The organism is Methylobacterium sp. Leaf117, from assembly GCF_001422985.1.
GTDB lineage: Bacteria > Pseudomonadota > Alphaproteobacteria > Rhizobiales > Beijerinckiaceae > Methylobacterium.
In genome coordinates this window covers 870,012-889,528 of sequence record NZ_LMNL01000034.1, presented here as the reverse complement: position 1 = coordinate 889,528, position 19,517 = coordinate 870,012, and the positions used below count along the sequence as shown (strand labels likewise).

The window sequence follows — 19,517 nt, the reverse complement described above, 5'->3', positions numbered from 1 at the left end:
CCCGATTCCCGCCGACATTGAGACCGCCGGGATCGGTGGACGCAAGCGGAAGCAAACGCTGGTGGCGAACGAACCAGCTGGTTCGTCGCACGCCGTCCGGGATCGAGGTCAGCGCGCCCAGACGCCCAGACGTTCGGCCCGGGCGTGATCCTCGGCCGCGACGAGGTCGGGGGTCGCCTCGGGGGAGGCGCGGCCGCCGCCGTTGAACAGCACAACCTCCGAAAGGTCGCGCCCGTCCACCGCGCAGAGCCGGGCCTCGCTGCCGGCCACCGGCTGGCAGGTCACGGTGCGCCCGGCGAGGTATCGGATGAGTTCGTCGGCCTGTCCGCCGCGCACCCACTCGACCCCGAACAGCCGCACCAGCTTGCCGCCGACCCGAAGGGTGGCGGTGTCGATGACCTCCACCGGACCGCTGATCTCGTTGGTGGCGGTCCGCTTCGGAGGGGCCTCCTCGGCCGGGGCCGGGCTCATGTCCGGCGCACTGGGCGACGGCGTCGCGGCGGAGGTCTGGGAGGGAGGCTGCGCGGAGCTTCCAGCCTCGACGGGCGGGGCGTCGGAGGGCGCGGTATCGGGGGCCGTGATTCGTCCACCGAGCAGGGCGGCCAGGCTCACCAGGGCGATGGCGCCGATGCCGAGCAGCAGGGCGGGGCGGGACAGGGCGTCCCGCAGGACGTTGCGGTCGCGGGTGACCTCGCGCAGGCGGGACGCGTTGTCGACGATCCGGCCGCGGGCATAGCCGCCGGCGCGGCGCGCGCCGTCCCGGACCCGGTCCGCGACGAGGCCGGCCCGGCCCGGCGCAGGGGCAGGTGTAGGGGCAGAGACCGGGGCACGGACCTCGGAATCCGACGCGCTGGTATACGCCGAGGTCGCGTCACCCGACGCGAAACGCGCCGCCCGATCACGCCGCAGCGTCGCCAGCCGACCGCCGAACGCGGCGCCGAGGGTGCGACCGCGCCGGGTCGCCCCATCCGCCAGGGCGCGGACGCGCACCGATTGCGCCGCCACGAATCGCGCGGTCGCGGCCCGGACATCCGGGGGTGGAACGGCGACGGGCTCCGGCTCCGGCTCCGGCTCCGGTTCGGGAACGGGTCGGAACAGGGCGGGATGACGCTCCCGGAATTCCGCGAACAGGGCCGCGACATCCATCGGCACCGGATTGCCGTCGGGGTCGGTGATGTGGCGCGGGGCACCGGTCCGGTCGATCACCCGGTAGCCCGGGGGCGCCGGGGTCGCGACGAGCGCCGCTTCCGCCAGCAGGGCCAGCGTCCGTTCGGCCACCGGATGGACGCCCTGGCGCGCGATCTCGTCCGCGATCCCGGCGCGCAGGGCCGCGCGGTCCGGATTCGTCGCATCCCGTCGGGCGTCGCTCGACACCGGCGAGGGTGGATTTCGTTCATCCAAGACGCGAACAACTCCGGACATGACGCAGCGCCCGCGGCGAGCCGGCTTCAGGCACCGCGCGGAGCCCCCGCTATAGCGCTCTGCGGCCCGGCACCATAGCGGCGCACGACCCGGCTCGATTCGGCGACGATGAGCGGGCGCTCGCCGGCGAAGCTGATGGTGAGGGTCAGTTCGGACACGCCCTGCGAGCGCACGCCGCGCGCCGGATTGTCGGCGCGGAAATCGAAGGTGGTGCGGACGACGCAGGTGGCGCTGGCCGCGTGGCAGGCGGTCCGGGTGGTGCCGCCCTGCGTCGCGTAATGCCGCTCCGGCCAGCGCCGGACGAAGCGCCGCTTCTCCGCCATCAGGGCCGCCAGCGAGACGGTGCGGCCATGGAAGCGGACGCGCTCCGCGTAGAAGCGGGGCGCGGCGGACACCATCGCGTCACCCGGTGCCGAGACGGTGTCGAGGTAGCGCTCGGTCAGGCGGGTCGCCGCGATCGCCCATTCGGGGAAGCGGGCCTCGGAATCGATGGCCGGAGACGCCATCGGCGTCTCGGCGAGGCGCGGGCGAATGTGCAGGCGATCGGAGGCGGATCGGCTCTCGTGCATCCGGGGCGCACGCCGGCCCTCAGGCGCGGGCTCGGCGAGGCGGCGGCGCGGCGAGGCCATCGGCGTCCGCTCGGACCGGGTGCCGTCCCGGGCGGGTGCCGCCGCCTGCGCCCGCGCCGAGGGCGGAGTGTCGGCGAGGGTCGGTGTCTTGGCCGAGGAGGTCCCAGCCGAGGAGGTTCCGACTCCCGCTTTCCCGGATGCAGGCTTGTCGGCGACCGGCGTCTCGGCCTGTGCCGGCTGGCGTGCCGGCGGATCGACCCAGCCCGGACGGCTCTGGGCCTGGGCAGGTCCGAGGGAAAAGGCAGCGCTCATCAGCACGGCCGACGACAGCAGGCTGAGTCGGCTCACAAGATCATGCCGACCGAAAAGATCATGCCGGCCCGAATCGAGTCCGGGAACGTCGCGTCGGCCGAAGCCGATTCCGTGGAAGCGTGGACCGTGGCGCATGGCATCATCACCGGGGTCGCGGCCTGGATTTCGGAAAGGCGGGTGTCGGACCGGTCGACCGAAATGAAACGTCGGGTGTGCCCGCTAAGTTTCCCTGAACCCGGCGCAGCATCCCGCCGGTTGGCCCCCGTTTCCATCAGTCCCTGTGGAAGGGTGCGGGGATTGCGGGCATCGATCGGCCGGCGATCCGGTCCCGCTTCCACCGGACCGGCCCGCACCGGCGTCCGATCGGCCTGGGGGCACGCGGCATCGGCGGGCTCTGGCGATCGCCGGGGCTCTTGTGATGGGGGGCTTGTGATGGCGGGGGCTCTTGTGACGGCAGGGACTCTTGTGATCGCCCGGGGCTCTTGTCATTGCCAAGCCTGCGCCCAACTTGTGGTGCGGGTCCGGGCCCCTCTGGCGGTCGAGGCGTTGACCGTGATGTCGGACCCTTCCATGCTTTTGCGCTGACGCGGCGCGAACGCACCGGAGGGTTTCAGACCTCATGGTTCATCGTTGTCTTCAAGGTCCCGGTCTTCCCCACGATCCCGAGCCGGGCCGAACCTTGCCGGGCCGAATCTTGCCGGGCCGAGCCCAGTCGCGCCGGATGGGAGCGCTCCGATGAGCGCGTCGTCCCGCAAGGCGCTTCTTCTCGTCAACCCGAAGGCCCGCAACGGCGGCTTCTCCCTGGACGCGGTGCGCGACGTGCTGCGTGCCGGGGGAATCGAGCCCTACGAGCCGCCGGGCGACGCCGATTGCTCCGCGGTGATCAAGCGCCACGCCGCCGGCTGCGACCTCGTCATCCTGGGCGGCGGCGACGGCACCCTCAACGCGGCCGCTCCCGCCCTGGTGGAGACGGGCCTGCCCCTCGGCATCCTGCCCCTCGGCACCGCCAACGATCTCGCCCGCTCGCTCGGACTGCCGGTCGATCCCGTCGAGGCGGCTCGCCTGATCACGGAGGCGGAGGCGCGGCCCGCCGATCTCGGCTGCGTCAACGGGCATTACTACTTCAACGTCGCCAGCATCGGCTTCTCGGCGGATCTCGCCGGCGACCTCACGGCCGAATCGAAGAAGACCTGGGGCACCCTCGGCTACGGCATCGCGGCGATCCGCGTGCTGCGGCGGATGCGGCCCTTCACGGTCTATATCGAGCATGACGGCCAGACCGAGACGGTACGCACCATCCAGGTCTCGGTCGGCAACGGCCGGCACTACGGCGGCGGCATGACCGTGGAGGAGACGGCCACCGTCGATGACGGCAAGCTCGACTTCTACAGCCTCGAGGTCGCCCATTGGTGGCGGCTGCTGATGCTGCTGCCGGCCCTGCGCAAGGGCACACAGGGCAAGGCGGCCGACGTGCGGGCCTTCAGCACCACCGAGATCGTGGTCAAGACCAAGAAGCCGCGCCCGGTGAACACCGACGGCGAATTGTCGACCTACACGCCGGCCCATTTCAAGGTCGTGCCGAGGGCGGTGCGGATCTTCAGCCCGGCGCCGGCCGAGCGACCCGGCGTGCCGGCGGACCACGCCGACCTCCCGGCCTGATCGCGCAGACCTGCGGAGGGCGTCCCGGGGCCGATGGCCCCTTCTCGAAATCTTCCGGGGGCCGAGCCGGCCCCTCCCCTCTCCCGGGGCATTCCGCGACGCGAACCGATCCGCGGCCATGCCCGACCGACTCGACGAGGCCAACGTGGACAGCCTGCTTCAACTCGCCAACGATCCCACCGCCTGGGCGGCCCTCGCCACCCTGGTGGTGATGGAGATCGTGCTCGGCATCGACAACCTCATCTTCATCTCGATCCTCACCAACAAGCTGCCGCCCGAGCATCAGCAGAAGGCGCGGCGCATCGGCATCGGCCTCGCCCTCATCCTGCGCCTCGGCCTGCTCGCCACCATCGCGTACATCGTCGCCCTGACGCAGCCGGTCTTCGAGGTCTTCGGCAAGGGCTTCTCCTGGCGGGATCTCATCCTCATCGCGGGCGGCCTGTTCCTGCTGTGGAAGGCCACCAAGGAGATCCACCACACCGTCGATCCGGAGCCGGAGGGGCATGACACCCTCGGGGGCAAGGCCGCCATCGGCTTCACGGCAGCCATCGGACAGATCCTGGTCCTCGACCTGGTGTTCTCCATCGACAGCATCATCACCGCGGTGGGCATGACCGAGCATGTTCCCATCATGGTGGTGGCCGTGCTCGCCGCCGTGACGGTGATGCTGCTGGCCGCCGATCCGCTGTCGCGCTTCATCGCCGCCAACCCGACCGTGGTGATGCTGGCCCTGGGCTTCCTCATCATGATCGGCATGACGCTGATCGCGGAAGGCTTCGGCGCCCATGTGCCCAAGGGCTACATCTACACCGCCATGGCGTTCTCGGCCGGCGTGGAGGGATTGAACATGCTGGCCCGGCGGCGGCGACGCGGCCCGTCTTCGACCACGACCTCCAGCTCGCCGGCAGGCCGCCCCCTCAAGCGGGACGGGGGCCAAGCCTGATCGAACGTGGTTAACGTTTCACGGGAAAACTCGAAGGGCCCGACCGGAAAACCGGCCGGGCCCTTCGGCGTTTACGACAGAGCCTATCGAGGGTGAGTCGACGCCCGACACGGTGGGTCGCCGAGATCGCACGCCCGCCGCAACCCAGTCGGAAAGGTCCGGACCTGGGTTTTTGCCCTACAGGATGGAATCGCGGACTACAGGATGGGCTCGCGCGCCGCGGCATCTTCGCGGGCACAGACCGCCTGATCCGGAGCGGCACCGCCGGAGGCCAGGAGCTTGCCGAGTTCCACCCGCGCCTTCTCGAGATCGGCCCGGAACGTCGCATCGCCCTGGAGCGCAGCGAAGACCGCGCTGCCGGCGGTGCGGCCGGCCTCGATGTCGCTGGCCCAGTGCAGGCCGCAGACGATGCGGCTCTCGCCGTACGAGCGGGCGCGGACGAAGAACTGAGTCGCCTTCTCTGGCATCAGCGCCGCCATGATCGCCGCATAGGTCCAGGATTGCGTCGCGTGGCTGGACGGGAAGCTGAAGGCGTTGCCCAGCTCGGAGGTGCGGACCACGCAGATCTCGGCATCGTTGCCGACGAAGGGGCGCAGCCGGCGGTAATGCAGCTTCGGCGCCCGGGTGGCGTGGGCGATGTCGAGGCGCGCACGCTCCATCAGGGTCATGAGGGCCGGGGCGCGCGACTGCTCGATGCGCTGGCCGATCACGCAGGCGAAATCGTCAAGGATCGCGGAGGCCCCATCGGCCACATCCGTGGTGGCGAGGGCCCAGCGTGGGGTGCCCTTGAGGGCGCGGGTGGCGACGAAGGCGGCCTTGTCGGCCGCCTCGGCCGCCGACTGTCCCCGGGGCGGGGCGCCGAGGATCGCCACGGTGTCGGGGGCCTGCGCATCCGACAGGTAGGGCGCCCGCGCGGGCTTGCCCGGCGTCAGGGGAGCGGCGGAAACGGCCGGGGCCGAGGTGGGCTTCTGGGCAGCCTCGGCCGGCTTGTTCGGCGCAGGAGCAGTGGTGGCGGGAAAAGTGGGGACAGGAGAGGTCTGAGGAGGAGCAGGCTGACCCGGTGCGGTCTGGGCCAGAACGCCCGCCGGCAGCGTGGCGAGCATGGCCGCAGGCATGGCCGCGGCAAATGTCAGGAGAAGAGACAGGCGGGCCATCGGCATCTCGGGTCGGAGGTCAGAACACAGCAAGTGCCACGGGCCTATAGGGTTCCCAGACAACAGGCATGTGGCATTCCTGACCTGAACGTCGACCGAACCGCGCCCTGTTTCCTGAACAATCTCGCCGTGCGGCGACATCGGCGCGGCGGCGGCCAAGGCCGATCCCCGGAACCGTGTCGGCGGGCTGTCTCGAAGGCTAGTGGGGTCCCGCGCCCGCGACGAAACCCCGGGGGCGATCGGCCGGCCTCCGGTGCCGCCTCCGGATCGTCTTGGCTGACGGATCGTCTTGGCTGACGGACAGACTTGGGTGACGGATCGTCTTGGGTGACCGCCCCGGGTTCAGAGCTTGGTGGCGGTGCGATCCGCGAGGCTGCGGGCTGCGCTCTCCAGGCCGGCATGATCGTGGCCGCCGCTGAGCGCATAGGCCGAGTGGCCGGCGGTCCAGTAGGCGGTCTCGCCGTCACCCGGGCTGGTGATCTCGCTCGGGGCGACGCCGCGGTCGGAACCGCGGGTGGCGAACAGGGAAACCTCGCCGAGGGCGCCCGCGTCGATCATCACCTCGACGCCGGTTCCGTTGCGGGCAGGCACGATCTGCACGTCGCGCACGGTCCAGCCGGCGGGCAGGTCCGGCAGGGCGATGCCGGTGGCGGCCGCGATGCCGGCGCGATCGTAGGCGGGGGCCTGATCGACCCGCTGCGCGGCGATCTGGGCCCGCACCTGCGCCGCCTCGCGGGCGTGGCGCGCATCGGCCATCAGGGCCGGATCGACCGGGGAGGCAAAGGTATCCGGCACGCCGAGGAAGGGGCCATCGGAATGGGCGAGCCAGCCGGTGCCGACCAGGAGCGCGATCACGGCCGCCCGGCGCAGGCGGTCGCCGAACCGGCGCCACGCCAGGGACCGGTCGAGGCGGCGCGCGGCTGCCCGGTTCCGCTCGGGGCCCGGGCCGGGCTGGACGGAGAAGGCCTGCCGCAGGGCGTCGCGGTCATGCAGCTCGGCCATGATTTGCGCCGCGGTCTCGGGATGGCGCGCCAGATGCGCCTCCACGTCGAGGCGGCGCAATCCGTCGAGCTGTCCGTCGACGAAGGCGGTGAGGTCGTCGTCGGTAATCGGATCGATCATCGCGGTCTGGTTCATGGCGTCGACTCCGGTCAGATACAGGGGGCGCGTCCCTGGACAAGACGTCCCGGCCACGCTGGGGGCGGACACGGCACCGTCTGGCCGCTCCTCCCGATTCGCTTCGAAGGTCAGGTGTCGCCAACGGCCCGGCCGGTCCGGCGAAAATCGGTCTCGTCCGCGTCGTCCTGCGCAACGAGGCGGAGGCGCGGACGCTCGGTGGCCAGGCGCTGGCGCCGCTCGGCGACCCCGCTGGTCTGGCGCTCGCCCTCCTCGAAGGCCCGCAGGGCGGCGCGGCCCCGGCCGAGGCGCGACATCAGCGTTCCGATCGGAATCCCGAGGACGGCCGCCGCGTCGGCGTAGGCCATGCCTTCCAGGGTGACCAGGTGGAGCGCGGCGCGCTGCTCTTCCGGCAGGGTGAGGAAGGCGCGGCGGATCTGGGCGAGGCGGACCTGCGCCTCCTGCGCCGGGGGCGCCATGTCCTCGCTCATCTGGACCAGCGTGTCGGCGTGGCGGGCCTCGACCCGCTTCCGGCGCTGGTCGTCGATGAAGACGTTGTGCAGGACCGTCATCATCCAGGTCCGCAGATTGGTGTTCGGCCGGGCCGCCTGCCCCGATTCGAGGGCGCGCACCAGGGCATCGTGCACGAGGTCGTCGGCCCGCAGGGTGTCGCGCGTCAGGGCGCGGGCGTAGCGCCTGAGCGGAACGAGCAGATCGACGATGGCGGTCGGGCCGGGCCGGTTCGGTTCGGTCGTCATGAAGGGATAACGCGCGCGAAGGCCGTTTTAATCCCGCCCGGCGTGCCAGGGCGGGACGAAATCCTCACGCCCGCGGCGCAAGGCGCCTCAGCCCCAGGGCCTCAGCGATAGGTCGCCTCGAGGTCGAGGGTGCAGGTCCGGCCGATCTGCTCGTAGTTCTCGGCGATCCAGGCCTGGGCCGCGCCCCGACCCTTGTCGCGCAGGCGCTCGAACACCCGCCAGCGGGCATCGAGGCGCGAGGAGGCCTGGTACTCGTCGAGGGCGCCGGTGCCGTCGATGCGGTGGACGTATTGCGACTGGTACTCGCCCCGCCCGAGCACGCCCTCGGCGATCAGGTGGTCGACGAAGTCGATGGCCCGCAATTCGCGCATCAGGTTGGCGTTGAAGGTGATCTCGTTGAGGCGGTCCTGGATCTCCTGCGGGGTGCGCGGGGTCTCGCGGCGCTCCACCGGGTTGATCTGCACCAGGACGATGTCGCGGGTCTCGGCGCCGCGATAGAGGGGATAGAGCGGCGGATTGCCGAGGTAGCCGCCATCCCAGTACGGGACGCCGTCGATCTCCACCGCCTGGAACACCGTGGGCAGGCAGGCGGAGGCCATGAGATGGTCGACGTTGAGCGATGCGCGCTCGAACACCGCGAGTTTGCCGGTCCACACGTTGGTGGCCGACACGAACACGGCCGCGGTCTCGGCCGCGCGCAGACGCTCGAAATCGACCTGGGCGGCCAGGACCTTGCGCAGCGGATTGTAGTTGAGCGGGTTCGACGTGTAGGGGCTGGTCTTCAGCACCCGGGTCCAGAATTCGGCGACGGGGCTGTTCGACCAGAACTCGAACAGGCCGCTGAAGGCGCGGCGCTGGGCCGGCCACAGGTCGCCGTCGAGGCTGACCTCGCGCCAGAACCGCTCCAGGGCGCGGCGGGCGCCGTCCGGCCCGTCCTCGAGCCAGCCGTCGACCATCACGACTGCGTTCATGGCCCCGGCGCTGGCCCCCGTGATCGCCTCGAAGCCGAGCCGCCCATCCTCGATCAGCGCGTCGAGCACGCCCCAGGTGAAGGCCCCATGCGCCCCGCCGCCCTGCAGCGCCAGCGCCACCGTCTTCTCCGCGCGCGGCCCCGCCATCACCCGGGTGGCGACGGCCGGCTGCATCGGCAGATCGCACGCGACCGGAACATCGGGAAGCGAATCGATCGACGGCTCCTGGTGCGGATCGAGCATGGCGAACTCCAGACGTGAATGTTGCACCGCAATATATGATGCCGCAAGGCCACAAACACGTTGGAACACGCGGCGGTTCCCTGTCCGGCGCGCAGGCCTGCTGCCCGACACCGGCCCCGAACCTCGACATCGCCGCCGGGATGGGACATGGGAGAAGCCGAATACGATCAGCGCGTTCGCTGCGCCGTCCGGTCTTCGGGTGACGCAGCGGACTTGACGCCCGCCCGCCGTCATCTCAGCTAAACGATCGAGGGCGTATTGTCAGCGGCATCGGGCCGCCGCCCGGCCCGGCCCGGTCGACGGCCTCCGGTCGCCGGCGGACGTTCCTCGGAGCGCACAGTCAACGATGGACATCATGGACGCCACCCCCGCCAACCCGATCAGCGGCACCGGCCCCGAGATCGCAGGACCGAGCCCCCGGCACCGCACGGTCGGCGTCACCATCGGGGCCGGCGAGGGCGCCGTGACGGTGGGCGGCGGCGCGCCGATCGTCGTCCAGTCGATGACCAACACCGACACCGCCGACATCGACGGCACCGTGGCCCAGGTGGCCCAGCTCGCCCGGGCCGGCTCGGAACTCGTGCGCATCACCGTCGATCGCGACGAGGCCGCCGCCGCCGTGCCGAAGATCCGCGAGCGCCTCGACCGCATCGGCGTGCACGTGCCGCTGGTGGGCGACTTCCACTATATCGGCCACAAGCTCCTGTCCGACCATCCGGCCTGCGCCGAGGCGCTGGCCAAGTACCGGATCAACCCCGGCAATGTCGGCTTCAAGGAGAAGAAGGACACGCAGTTCTCGACCATCATCGAGCAGGCGATCCGCTACAACAAGACCGTGCGCATCGGCGCCAATTGGGGCTCCCTCGACGAGGCGCTGCTCACCCATCTGATGGACGAGAATGCCCGCTCGGCCCGGCCGATCGACGCCCGCGCGGTGATGCGCGAGGCCATGGTGCAGTCGGCCCTCGGCTCGGCCGAGCGTGCGGTGGAACTGGGCCTGCCGCAGGACAAGATCATCCTGTCGGCCAAGGTCTCGGCGGTGCAGGACCTGATCGCGGTCTACCGCGAGGTGGCGCGCCGCTCGGACTTCGCCATCCATCTCGGCCTGACCGAGGCCGGCATGGGCTCGAAGGGCCTGGTGGCGGCGTCCGCCGCCATCGGCGTGCTGCTGCAGGAAGGCATCGGCGACACCATCCGTTACTCGCTCACCCCCGAGCCGGGCGGTGACCGCACGGTGGAGGTCAAGGCCGCGCAGGAATTGCTGCAGACCATGGGCTTCCGCACCTTCGTGCCCCTCGTCGCCGCCTGCCCGGGCTGCGGCCGCACCACCTCGACCACGTTCCAGGAGCTCGCCCGCGACATCCAGAACTGGATCGTCACCTCGATGCCGGAATGGAAGAAGGCCTATCCGGGCGTCGAGGGTCTCAACGTCGCGGTGATGGGCTGCATCGTCAACGGCCCCGGCGAATCGAAGCACGCCGATATCGGCATCTCCCTGCCGGGCACCGGCGAGACCCCGACGGCGCCGGTCTTCATCGACGGCAAGAAGGCCATGACCCTGCGCGGGCCGACCCTGGCCAAGGATTTCGAGACCGTGGTGACCGATTACATCGAGCGGCGCTTCGGCAACGGGGCCCGCACCGCCGCCGAGTAGCGGCCGGACGCGCAAAGATCCCCGGACACTGTCCGGACCGAACTCCGACGAACGGCAACCGGTCCCAGGTTGCCGTTCTCGCGTACTGCGCCGCATGATAGCGTGAACGCGACCGTCCCCCGCCGCCCGACCCCGTCGGGCCGGCCCCGGCGTTCCCGCGCGCGACCCAACCCGCGCCGCGGGACGTTGGGCTCGCCATGAGCCTCGATCGAGCCGAATGACGCAAACCGCCCCTTCGAGCGCGCCCGCCGCCAAACCCGATGGCGCCGGAGCACCTCCGGCCGCCGGGCCTTCTCCCGCCGGCGAGGCTTCGCCTGCCGGTGAGGCCTCGCCCGAGACCGCACGGGCCCACGGCCCGGCGGGCCTGTGGACGCTGGTCCTCGGGTCCGTCGGGGTGGTCTACGGCGACATCGGGACCAGCCCGCTCTACGCTTTCCGCGAGGCCCTGGTCTCGGCGCGGGCCGACGGCATCCTCCTGCGCGAGGAGGTGCTGGGCGTCGCCTCGCTGATCCTGTGGGCGCTCGTCCTCATCGTCACCATCAAGTACGTCGTCATCCTGCTGCGGATGGACAACAACGGCGAGGGCGGCATCCTCTCGCTGATGGCTTTGGCCCGCAGCGCGCTCGGCGGCTCCCGCGTGGTGTTCATGTTCGGCCTGCTCGGCGCCTCGCTGTTCTACGGCGACGCCATCATCACGCCGGCGATCTCGGTGCTTTCGGCGGTGGAGGGCCTGAAGCTCGTCACCCCGGCCTTCGATTCCTACGTGCTGCCGATCACGATCGCGATCATCGTGCCGCTGTTCCTCATCCAGGTGCGCGGCACCAGCAAGGTGGCCTCGTTCTTCGGCCCCGTGATGGTGGTGTGGTTCGCCGCGATGGCGCTCGCCGCCGTGCCCCACATCCTGGCGAACACCGACGTGTTCTGGGCCCTCAACCCGTATTACGCGGTGCATTATCTCCTTGGGCACGGCACCGGCGCCCTGGTGGCGCTCGGCGCGGTGTTCCTGGCCGTGACGGGAGCCGAGGCCCTGTTCGCCGATCTCGGCCATTTCGGGCGCCGCCCGATCCAGATCGCCTGGCTCGGCCTCGTCGGCCCCTGCCTCGTGCTGAATTATTTCGGTCAGGCCGCCCTGGTGCTGTCGAAGCCCGACACCACCGATCCGTTCTTCCAGCTGGTGCCCGAATGGGGCCTGCTGCCGATGGTGCTGCTCGCCACCGCCGCCACCGTCACGGCGAGCCAGGCCGTGATCACCGGCGCCTTCTCGCTGTCGCGCCAGGCGATCCAGCTCGGCCTGCTGCCGCGCCTGGAGATCCGCCACACCTCCGAATCGCATTCGGGCCAGATCTATCTGCCGCAGATCAACGCGCTGCTGATGGTCGGCGTGGTGATCCTGGCGATCCTGTTCCGCTCCTCGGCGGCCCTGGCCTCCGCCTACGGCATCGCCGTGACGGGCACGATGCTGATCACCGCGAGCCTCGCCTTCCTGGTGCTGTGGAAGACCTGGAAATGGTCGCCCTGGGCCGCCGGCCTCGCGATCCTGCCCTTCGCGGCGGTGGAGTTCCTGTTCCTGCTGTCGAACATGCTGAAGGTGTTCGAGGGCGGCTACGTGCCCCTGCTGTTCGCCGGCGCCCTGATGGTCATGATGTGGACCTGGGTGCGCGGCGTCGGCATCCTGATCAACAAGACGCGCAAGACCGACGTGCCGCTGACCGAACTCGTCAGCATGCTGGAGAAGAGCCCGCCGCATCACGTGCGCGGCACCGCGGTGTTCCTCACCAGCGACCCCTACATCGCCCCGGCCGCGCTGCTGCACAACCTGAAGCACAACAAGGTGCTGCACGAGAAGAACGTGGTGCTCACCGTGGAGACCGTGGACACGCCCCGCGCCGCCGAGTCCGACCGCATCCACATCGAGCCGATCGGCCCGCACTTCCACAAGGTGGTGATGAAGTTCGGCTACATGGAGACGCCGAACATCCCCCGGACCCTGACTCTGCTGCGCAAGCAGGGCTTCAAGTTCGACATCATGGCGACGTCGTTCTTCCTGTCCCGCCGCTCGATCCGGCCGGCCGCCCATTCGGGTATGCCCCTGTGGCAGGACCGGATCTTCATCACGCTGGCCAAGAACGCCAACGACGCCACGGACTTCTTCCAGATCCCCACCGGCCGCGTGGTCGAGGTGGGAACGCAGGTGACGGTCTAGGGAACGCGCCGACCGGGGCTTCCCGGTCCGGGGGGCCGCGCCGGGCGGGTTCCCGGGCATCCGGACGAAGCGTCGACCGGGCTGCGTGAAAGCGTTGGCCCCGGTCGCGGCACCGGGCCGAAGTCACGGCAGAGGATTATGGCGCCGAGGCTTGCGTCGTTCGGCCCGGACCGGTCTCGCGAATGCCACCCCGCAGCGCCAAGTCGATCGGCCCGCCGAGGTCGGGCAGCGGCGCGGCCAGCCGATGGGCCGGACGCGCGTAATAGGCCCTGAGCAGCGGTGTCCGATCGCGCAGATGCGCCTCGACGCGATCGTTCAGGCGGCCAACCAAGCCTGTCAGTGCATCGAAGCCCCGAGTGAGGGCACGGACAACCACGCGCGTGCACGCCGTTGCGAGGTTGGCGACCGGCTGAAGCATGTTCATCGGGACCTGCTGGGATGGGCCTGCGGAGAGGGAGAGGCCCGATCTCAGATAGGGTGCACGGCCCCTCCGATCCCCGCGACCGAAAGCGGCACGGTCGCGCCGGAACCGGCGCGGGGTCAGGCTCCGGTCGACTCCACCATGCGTCCTCGGGCGGGCGAGACCCCGATCACGGCCGGGGCAGGTTGAGAACCGTCGGCGGAGGTGGCTCGGGCGCCAGGGCGGCCGGGGTCAGGGCGAGTCGGTTTCGCGCGCCATGTGCCTTCGCGACGGCCTTGGGCTCGGGCGTCCTGGACGGGGTGTCCTTGGAGGCGGCCGTTTTGGAGTTGGCGGTCTTGGAGTTGGCGGTCTTGTGCCCGGTCTTAGCGCCGGCCTCTGGGCTCGCCGACGCAGGACCGGCAACGGCGGCAGAATTCATGGCTTCGGCAGAACTCATGGCTTCGGCAGAACTCATGGCTTCGGCAGAACTCATGGCTCCAGCAGAACGCATGGCTCCAGCAGAACTCATGGCCTCGGCAGGATGGGTTGCTTTAGCAGGGCTCGCGGACAGCGCAGGGCTGGCGGCGGCCGAGGGGGCGACGGCCGGTGGTACGACCAGGGTCGGGGAGGTCGCCACCGGCGTGGCGGGCGGCTCGGCGGCGGCGAAGGCCAGGGCGGTCGGAGGGGCGGCCTGCGCCACGGCGCCGGGCTTGCGCTTCTCGTAGAAGGCGTTGCCGCCGGCCACCGCCACGTAGTGCATGTTGTTGTAGGGGAAGCGCAGACCGGCGGTGTGGAAGTACATCGCCCGGCCGACCTTGGGGTGGCGCTTGCCGTCCAGCACCGCGTCGGTCACCTCGGCGACCTTCTGCAGGCTCCGCTCGTCCATCTTCTTCGTCAGCACGCCGGGAGCGAACTGCCGGGGCTGGCCGACCACCGAGCAGATGCCGCCATTCGGGAAGGCCGCCGCCTCGAGCCGGTTCATCACCACCGTTCCGACCGCGAGCAGGCCCTCGGAATCGCTGCGGTTCGACTCGAAGTACATGGCGCGGCCGAGGCAGTCGCGCTCCTCGTCGGTGACGGCAACCGGCTTGGCGGCGAGGGTCGTACCCGTCCCTCCGGAAGTCGGCCCGTAGGTATTACACCCGCCGAGACCCGGGACCGCCAGGATGAGCCCAAGAACAGGCAACGTCTTCGCCGATTGGAATCCCTGCATGCCGGTCCGTTCGCTCCCTCAAGCTTGTCCATGTGGCTTGGCTGCCAAATGGGTTCGTTTTCGGGCAAGCGGAGAACGGAGCGGCGGGGGTTCAGGCCTCGCGGTCGTAGCGGAAGGCGTCGGCCACGCGCGGCATGCCGATGTGATCGTAGAAGGTGATGGCGTCCGGGGCCGCCGTCAGCAGCAGCGACGCCCGCGGGCCGACGGCCGCACGGGTGGCAGCGATGAGGCCCTGGCCGATCTTGAGCCCCTGCACCGAGCGGCTCACCGCTAGGTCCGACAGGTAGGCGCAGAACTCGAAATCCGTGAGCGTGCGCGCGATCCCCACCAGTGCGCCGTCGCGCCGGGCGGTGACCACGAGATCGGCCCGCTCCAGCATCAGGGCGAGGCGCGGCAGGTCGTCGGACGGGCGCCGGGGCGCGAGGCCCGACTCGACGAGGACGCGGCGGAATTCCGCCGCGTCGAGGTTCGGTTCGATGCCGTAGACGACGCCGGCGGGGTCGCGCTGGGACGGGTCGCCCTGAGACGTGTCGGCGTCAGACATGGTTCAGGCCGACAGCGTGCCGTGGCAGTGCTTGTACTTCTTGCCCGAGCCGCAGGGGCACGGCTCGTTGCGGCCGACGCGCCCCCAGGTGGAGGCATCCTGCGGGTCCCGCTCCAGCACGGCGCCCTCGGCGGACAGCTCGCGGGCGGCGTAGCCGTAGGCCGGTCCCGCACCGCCGTCGCTGCCGGTGCCGTACGAGGCCATCTCGTTCTCGCCGGTGACCGGATCGAGATGCTGGCCGAACATCGGCGGCAGGGCGGGCTGGGCGAAGGGATCCTCCGCCGCGCCACCCTCCGCGCCCTCGTACATGATCTCGATGCGCGAGAGCTGCTGGGTGACCTGCTCGCGCAGGGCGGCGACCAGGCCGTTGAACAGCTCGAAGGCCTCGGACTTGTACTCGTTGAGGGGATCGCGCTGGGCGACGCCGCGCCAGCCCACCACCTGGCGCAGGTGGTCGAGGGTGACGAGGTGCTCGCGCCAGAGATGGTCGAGGGTCTGCAGGAGCACCTGCTTCTCGACATAGGTCATCACCTCGGGCGTGTTCTTCTCGGTGCGCAGGGCATAGGCCTCGTCGGCGGCTTGGCGCAGGCGGTCGCGCATCTCCTCGTCGGCGATGCCCTCCTCCTTGGCCCAGTCCTCGACCGGCACGTCGAGGTTGAGCAGGGACTGCACCCGCTCGCGCAGGCCCTCGATGTCCCACTGCTCGGCATAGGCGTTCTCGGGCACGTGCACGGCCACGAGGTCGTCGACGACGCCGTGGCGCATCTCGTCCACGGTGTCGCGCACGCTGTCCTGGCCCATGAAGTCGCGGCGCTGCTCGAACACGACCTTGCGCTGGTCGTTCATGACGTTGTCGTACTTGAGCACGTTCTTGCGCATGTCGAAGTTGCGCGCCTCGACCTTTTGCTGCGCCTTCTCGATCGCCTTGTTGATCCAGGGGTGAATGATCGCCTCGCCCTGCTCGAGCCCCAGGCGGGTCAGCATGCCGTCCATGCGGTCGGACCCGAAGATCCGCATCAGGTCGTCCTGGAGCGACAGGTAGAACTTCGAGCGGCCCGGATCGCCCTGGCGGCCGGAGCGGCCGCGCAGCTGGTTGTCGATGCGGCGGGATTCGTGGCGCTCGGTGCCGATGATGTAGAGGCCGCCCGGCAGGGCGGTCTTACGGTTGGCGGCCGGGTCGGCCGCCTCGCCGGAGGCCAGCACCTTGGCGCGGTTCTCGGCGATCTCGGCGTTGATCGCCTCGATCTTCGCGTCGCGCTCAGGACCCTCGGGCAGGCCCGCCAGCTCCTTCTCGACCCGCATCTCGACGTTGCCGCCGAGCTTGATGTCGGTGCCGCGCCCGGCCATGTTGGTGGCGATGGTGATGGCGCCGGGCACGCCGGCCTCGGCGACGATATAGGCCTCCTGCTCGTGGAAGCGGGCGTTGAGCACGGCGAAGCGCTTGGTCACCCGGCCTTCGCGGGCGGCGGCGTAGACGTCCGTCAGGGCGTTGGGGTCCGAGTAGTCGAGCTGGCGGAAACCGGCCTTGACCAGCATCTCGGCGAGGTGCTGCGATTTCTCGATCGACCCGGTGCCGACCAGGATCGGCTGATGGCGCTCATGCGCCTTGCCGATCTCGGCGATGATGCCCTGGTACTTCTCATCGACGGTCCGGTAGACCTCGTCGTCCTCGTCGACGCGCTCGACCTCCTTGTTGGTCGGGATGTCGACCACTTCGAGCTTGTAGATCTCGGCGAACTCGTCGGCCTCGGTCGAGGCCGTACCGGTCATGCCGGCAAGCTTCGAATAGAGCCGGAAGTAGTTCTGGAACGTGATCGAGGCCAGCGTCTGGTTCTCGGGCTGGATCGTCACCCGCTCCTTGGCCTCGAGGGCCTGGTGCAGGCCTTCCGAGTAGCGCCGGCCCTGCATCATGCGGCCGGTGAACTCGTCGATGATCACCACCTCGTCGTTCTTGACGATGTAGTCCTTGTCCAGGGTGAACAGGGTGTGGGCGCGAAGCGCCAGGTTCACGTGGTGGACGAGGCTGACGTTGTGCGCGTCGTAGAGGTCGCCCTCCTTGAGCAGGTCGGCCCCGCGCAGGAGGTCCTCGACGAATTCGTTGCCGCTCTCGGTCAGCGAGACGGTGCGCTGCTTCTCGTCGAGGTCGTAATGCTCGCGCTCCAGGTGGGGCATCAGCGCGTCGACCGAGACGTAGAGTTCGGAGCGGTCGTCGACCGGGCCGGAGATGATGAGCGGGGTGCGGGCCTCGTCGATCAGGATCGAATCGACCTCGTCGACGATCGCGAAGCTGTGCCCGCGCTGCGAGAGCTGGCTGAGCTCGTACTTCATGTTGTCGCGCAGGTAGTCGAACCCGAACTCGTTGTTGGTGCCGTAGGTGATATCGGCCGCGTAGGCCTCCTTCCGCTGGCCGTCGTCGAGCCCGTGCACGATGGTGCCGACGGTGAGACCGAGGAAGCGGTAGACCCGGCCCATCCACTCCGCGTCGCGGGCGGCGAGATAGTCGTTCACCGTGACCACGTGGACGCCGAGCCCCGACAGGGCGTTGAGGTAGACCGGCAGGGTCGCCACCAGGGTCTTGCCCTCGCCGGTCCGCATCTCGGCGATGCCGCTCTCGTGCAGCACCATGCCGCCGATGAGCTGCACGTCGAAGTGGCGCTGGCCGAGCACGCGCTTGGCCGCCTCGCGCACGGTGGCGAAGGCGGGCACGAGGATGTCGTCGAGGCTCTTGCCGGCGGCGAGTTCGGCCTTCAGCATGTCGGTGCGGGCGCGGAGCTGGTCGTCCGAGAGCGCCGCGACCTGCGGCTCCAGGGCGTTGATCTCGGCCACACGGGGACGATAGCCCTTCACGCGCCGGTCGTTGGACGAGCCGAAAATCTTCTTGGCGAGGGCACCGAGCATCGTGAACCTACGGTCGATCGAATAAGTCTGAAGGCGAATGTTGGCCGGGCTTATAGAGGTAAATACGGACCGGCGCATCCGAAAGAGCCAGGCCGTGTGCAGACCCGCCCGCGCCGTCCGTCACCCACGGCGCCGCTCGGCCACCGGCAGAGGCCCCCAACGCCGCAACCGGCCCGTTCGATCCGCGCGGGTCACCGGTGCGGCGATCTCCCGGCATCGTGATGGCCGGTCCGGGCCGCCCTGATGGCAAGAATCTTGGGCCACGTGGTGCCCTGACGATCGACGGGCCGGAGCGTCCGGATTCGTCAGGCCGGCCCCGGGCCCGCGATTTCCCATCGCGACGACCGCGCTTGCCATCGCGGGGATCGCGCGCCACCTGATGTCGCGGCAGAACCGCGGCGGCCTGCCGCCGCACTTCACCATCGCGACACCTTCGCGACCGACTTTCTCCGACCGCCTCTGCGACGACCTCCGGCCTGCCGGGACGCGGGCGGCGCTCCCAAGGACGCCTCCATGACGATGACCAAGTTCCTCTCGCGTTCCGGCCTCCTGCGCACGGGGGCCGTGGCCCTCGCCCTCGGCCTGCCCCTGGCCTCCGCCCAGGCCCAGGCACAAGCACAGACGCCCGCAGCGACGCCGTCAGCGGCGCCGGCCGCTCCCGTGGCCCCCGAGACGGTGGTGGCGAAGGTCAACGGGGCGCCGATCACGGCGGGCGATCTCGCCATCGCGTCCGAGGACCCGGCCCTGTCGCTGCCGGGCGTGGACGACGCCCAGAAGAAGAACCTCCTGGTCGACTACATGATCGACCTCAAGGTCGGCGCCCAGGCGGCGAGCGCCGCCAAGGTGGGCGATTCGCCGGACTTCCAGCGCAAGCTCGCCTACTTCAAGGACAAGCTCCTGCTCGACGAGTACCTGGAGCGCGAGGCCAAGAAGGCGGCGACGCCGGAGGCGGCCAAGGCCCTCTACGACCAGACCGTGAAGGCGATGAAGCCCGAGGAGGAGGTGCATGCCCGCCATATCCTCGTGGAGAACGAGGACGACGCCAAGAAGATCGCCGCGCGCATCAAGGGCGGCGAGGACTTCGCCAAGGTCGCGGCCGAGGTGTCGAAGGACCCCGGCTCGAAGACCGAGGGCGGCGATCTCGGCTGGTTCACCAAGGAGCGCATGGTCGCGCCCTTCGCCGAGGCCGCCTTCAAGATGAGCCCCGGACAGGTGTCCGAGCCGGTCAAGACCCAGTTCGGCTGGCACGTGATCAAGCTCGAGGAGAAGCGCACCAAGCCGGTCCCGACCTTCGACGAGATGAAGGAGCAGGTGGACCAGTATCTCACCCGCAAGGCCCAGCAGGACCTGATCCTGAAGCTGCGCGAGGGCGCCAAGATCGAGCGCACCGCCGCCGCCCCAGCCGTCGCGCCCGCGCCGCCGGCCCCCGCCCCGAAGGCTCCGTAAGGGTCCTCGCGG

15 protein-coding genes are annotated in these 19,517 nt (G+C 70.1%); 5 read left to right on the top strand and 10 right to left on the bottom strand.

Translation table 11 applies throughout. The annotated features are described in order from the left end of the window. Window positions 1-108 precede the first annotated feature (108 nt). Together ASF57_RS18700 and ASF57_RS18695 are read right to left on the bottom strand one after the other, a co-directional pair. Window positions 109-1,374, bottom strand: coding sequence for a hypothetical protein (locus ASF57_RS18700; RefSeq protein ID WP_056485822.1), 1,266 nt, complete (start codon window positions 1,372-1,374; stop codon window positions 109-111). Between the two features lie 74 nt (window positions 1,375-1,448). Further along, window positions 1,449-2,339: a hypothetical protein gene (locus ASF57_RS18695; protein ID WP_244477002.1), complete on the bottom strand. Its 891-nt coding sequence runs from the start codon at window positions 2,337-2,339 to the stop codon at window positions 1,449-1,451. A 699-nt stretch (window positions 2,340-3,038) separates the two neighbouring features. Here ASF57_RS18695 and ASF57_RS18685 point away from each other — a divergent pair. Both ASF57_RS18685 and ASF57_RS18680 read left to right on the top strand, forming a co-directional pair. Then, window positions 3,039-3,962 carry a lipid kinase gene (locus ASF57_RS18685; RefSeq protein WP_056485814.1) on the top strand — a complete coding sequence of 308 codons (924 nt, stop codon included), beginning with the start codon at window positions 3,039-3,041 and terminating at the stop codon, window positions 3,960-3,962. Between the two features lie 145 nt (window positions 3,963-4,107). Next, window positions 4,108-4,905: a TerC family protein gene (locus ASF57_RS18680; RefSeq protein ID WP_056188099.1), complete on the top strand. Its 798-nt coding sequence runs from the start codon at window positions 4,108-4,110 to the stop codon at window positions 4,903-4,905. A 197-nt stretch (window positions 4,906-5,102) separates the two neighbouring features. Here ASF57_RS18680 and ASF57_RS18675 read toward each other — a convergent pair whose 3' ends face one another. The 4 genes from ASF57_RS18675 to ASF57_RS18660 all read right to left on the bottom strand — a co-directional run bounded on the left by ASF57_RS18675 (window position 5,103) and on the right by ASF57_RS18660 (window position 9,147). Beyond that, window positions 5,103-6,059 carry a phosphatase PAP2 family protein gene (locus ASF57_RS18675; RefSeq protein ID WP_244477001.1) on the bottom strand — a complete coding sequence of 319 codons (957 nt, stop codon included), beginning with the start codon at window positions 6,057-6,059 and terminating at the stop codon, window positions 5,103-5,105. 342 nt (window positions 6,060-6,401) lie between these two features. After that, window positions 6,402-7,196, bottom strand: a complete 795-nt coding sequence (locus ASF57_RS18670; RefSeq protein WP_244477000.1) for an anti-sigma factor — start codon at window positions 7,194-7,196, stop codon at window positions 6,402-6,404. A 110-nt stretch (window positions 7,197-7,306) separates the two neighbouring features. Further along, window positions 7,307-7,933, bottom strand: coding sequence for a sigma-70 family RNA polymerase sigma factor (locus ASF57_RS18665; RefSeq protein ID WP_056485809.1), 627 nt, complete (start codon window positions 7,931-7,933; stop codon window positions 7,307-7,309). Window positions 7,934-8,034: 101 nt separating this feature from the next. Next, window positions 8,035-9,147 (bottom strand): patatin-like phospholipase family protein, encoded by a 1,113-nt coding sequence (locus tag ASF57_RS18660; protein WP_056485806.1) that lies wholly within the window; start codon window positions 9,145-9,147, stop codon window positions 8,035-8,037. 346 nt (window positions 9,148-9,493) lie between these two features. On the opposite strand from ASF57_RS18660, the gene ispG reads away from it, so the two are divergent. Together ispG and ASF57_RS18650 are read left to right on the top strand one after the other, a co-directional pair. Continuing rightward, a complete protein-coding gene (gene ispG / locus ASF57_RS18655) occupies window positions 9,494-10,801 on the top strand; it encodes a flavodoxin-dependent (E)-4-hydroxy-3-methylbut-2-enyl-diphosphate synthase (RefSeq protein ID WP_056485803.1) in 1,308 nt (435 codons plus the stop codon). Between the two features lie 217 nt (window positions 10,802-11,018). After that, window positions 11,019-13,004 carry a potassium transporter Kup gene (locus ASF57_RS18650; protein ID WP_056485800.1) on the top strand — a complete coding sequence of 662 codons (1,986 nt, stop codon included), beginning with the start codon at window positions 11,019-11,021 and terminating at the stop codon, window positions 13,002-13,004. Between the two features lie 136 nt (window positions 13,005-13,140). On the opposite strand, the gene ASF57_RS18645 is transcribed toward ASF57_RS18650, so the two are convergent. The 4 genes from ASF57_RS18645 to secA form a co-directional block, all read right to left on the bottom strand. Continuing rightward, window positions 13,141-13,428: a hypothetical protein gene (locus ASF57_RS18645; protein WP_056485797.1), complete on the bottom strand. Its 288-nt coding sequence runs from the start codon at window positions 13,426-13,428 to the stop codon at window positions 13,141-13,143. 166 nt (window positions 13,429-13,594) lie between these two features. Beyond that, window positions 13,595-14,617, bottom strand: a complete 1,023-nt coding sequence (locus tag ASF57_RS18640; protein ID WP_056485794.1) for a cell wall hydrolase — start codon at window positions 14,615-14,617, stop codon at window positions 13,595-13,597. 91 nt (window positions 14,618-14,708) lie between these two features. Continuing rightward, entirely contained in the window at window positions 14,709-15,161 is a 453-nt protein-coding gene (locus tag ASF57_RS18635; protein ID WP_056485791.1) for a GNAT family N-acetyltransferase, read from the bottom strand. A 3-nt stretch (window positions 15,162-15,164) separates the two neighbouring features. Next, window positions 15,165-18,059 (bottom strand): preprotein translocase subunit SecA, encoded by a 2,895-nt coding sequence (gene secA, locus ASF57_RS18630; protein WP_056485788.1) that lies wholly within the window; start codon window positions 18,057-18,059, stop codon window positions 15,165-15,167. Window positions 18,060-18,572: 513 nt separating this feature from the next. Here secA and ASF57_RS18625 point away from each other — a divergent pair. After that, window positions 18,573-19,505, top strand: a complete 933-nt coding sequence (locus ASF57_RS18625; RefSeq protein WP_082504125.1) for a peptidylprolyl isomerase — start codon at window positions 18,573-18,575, stop codon at window positions 19,503-19,505. Window positions 19,506-19,517 lie beyond the last annotated feature (12 nt).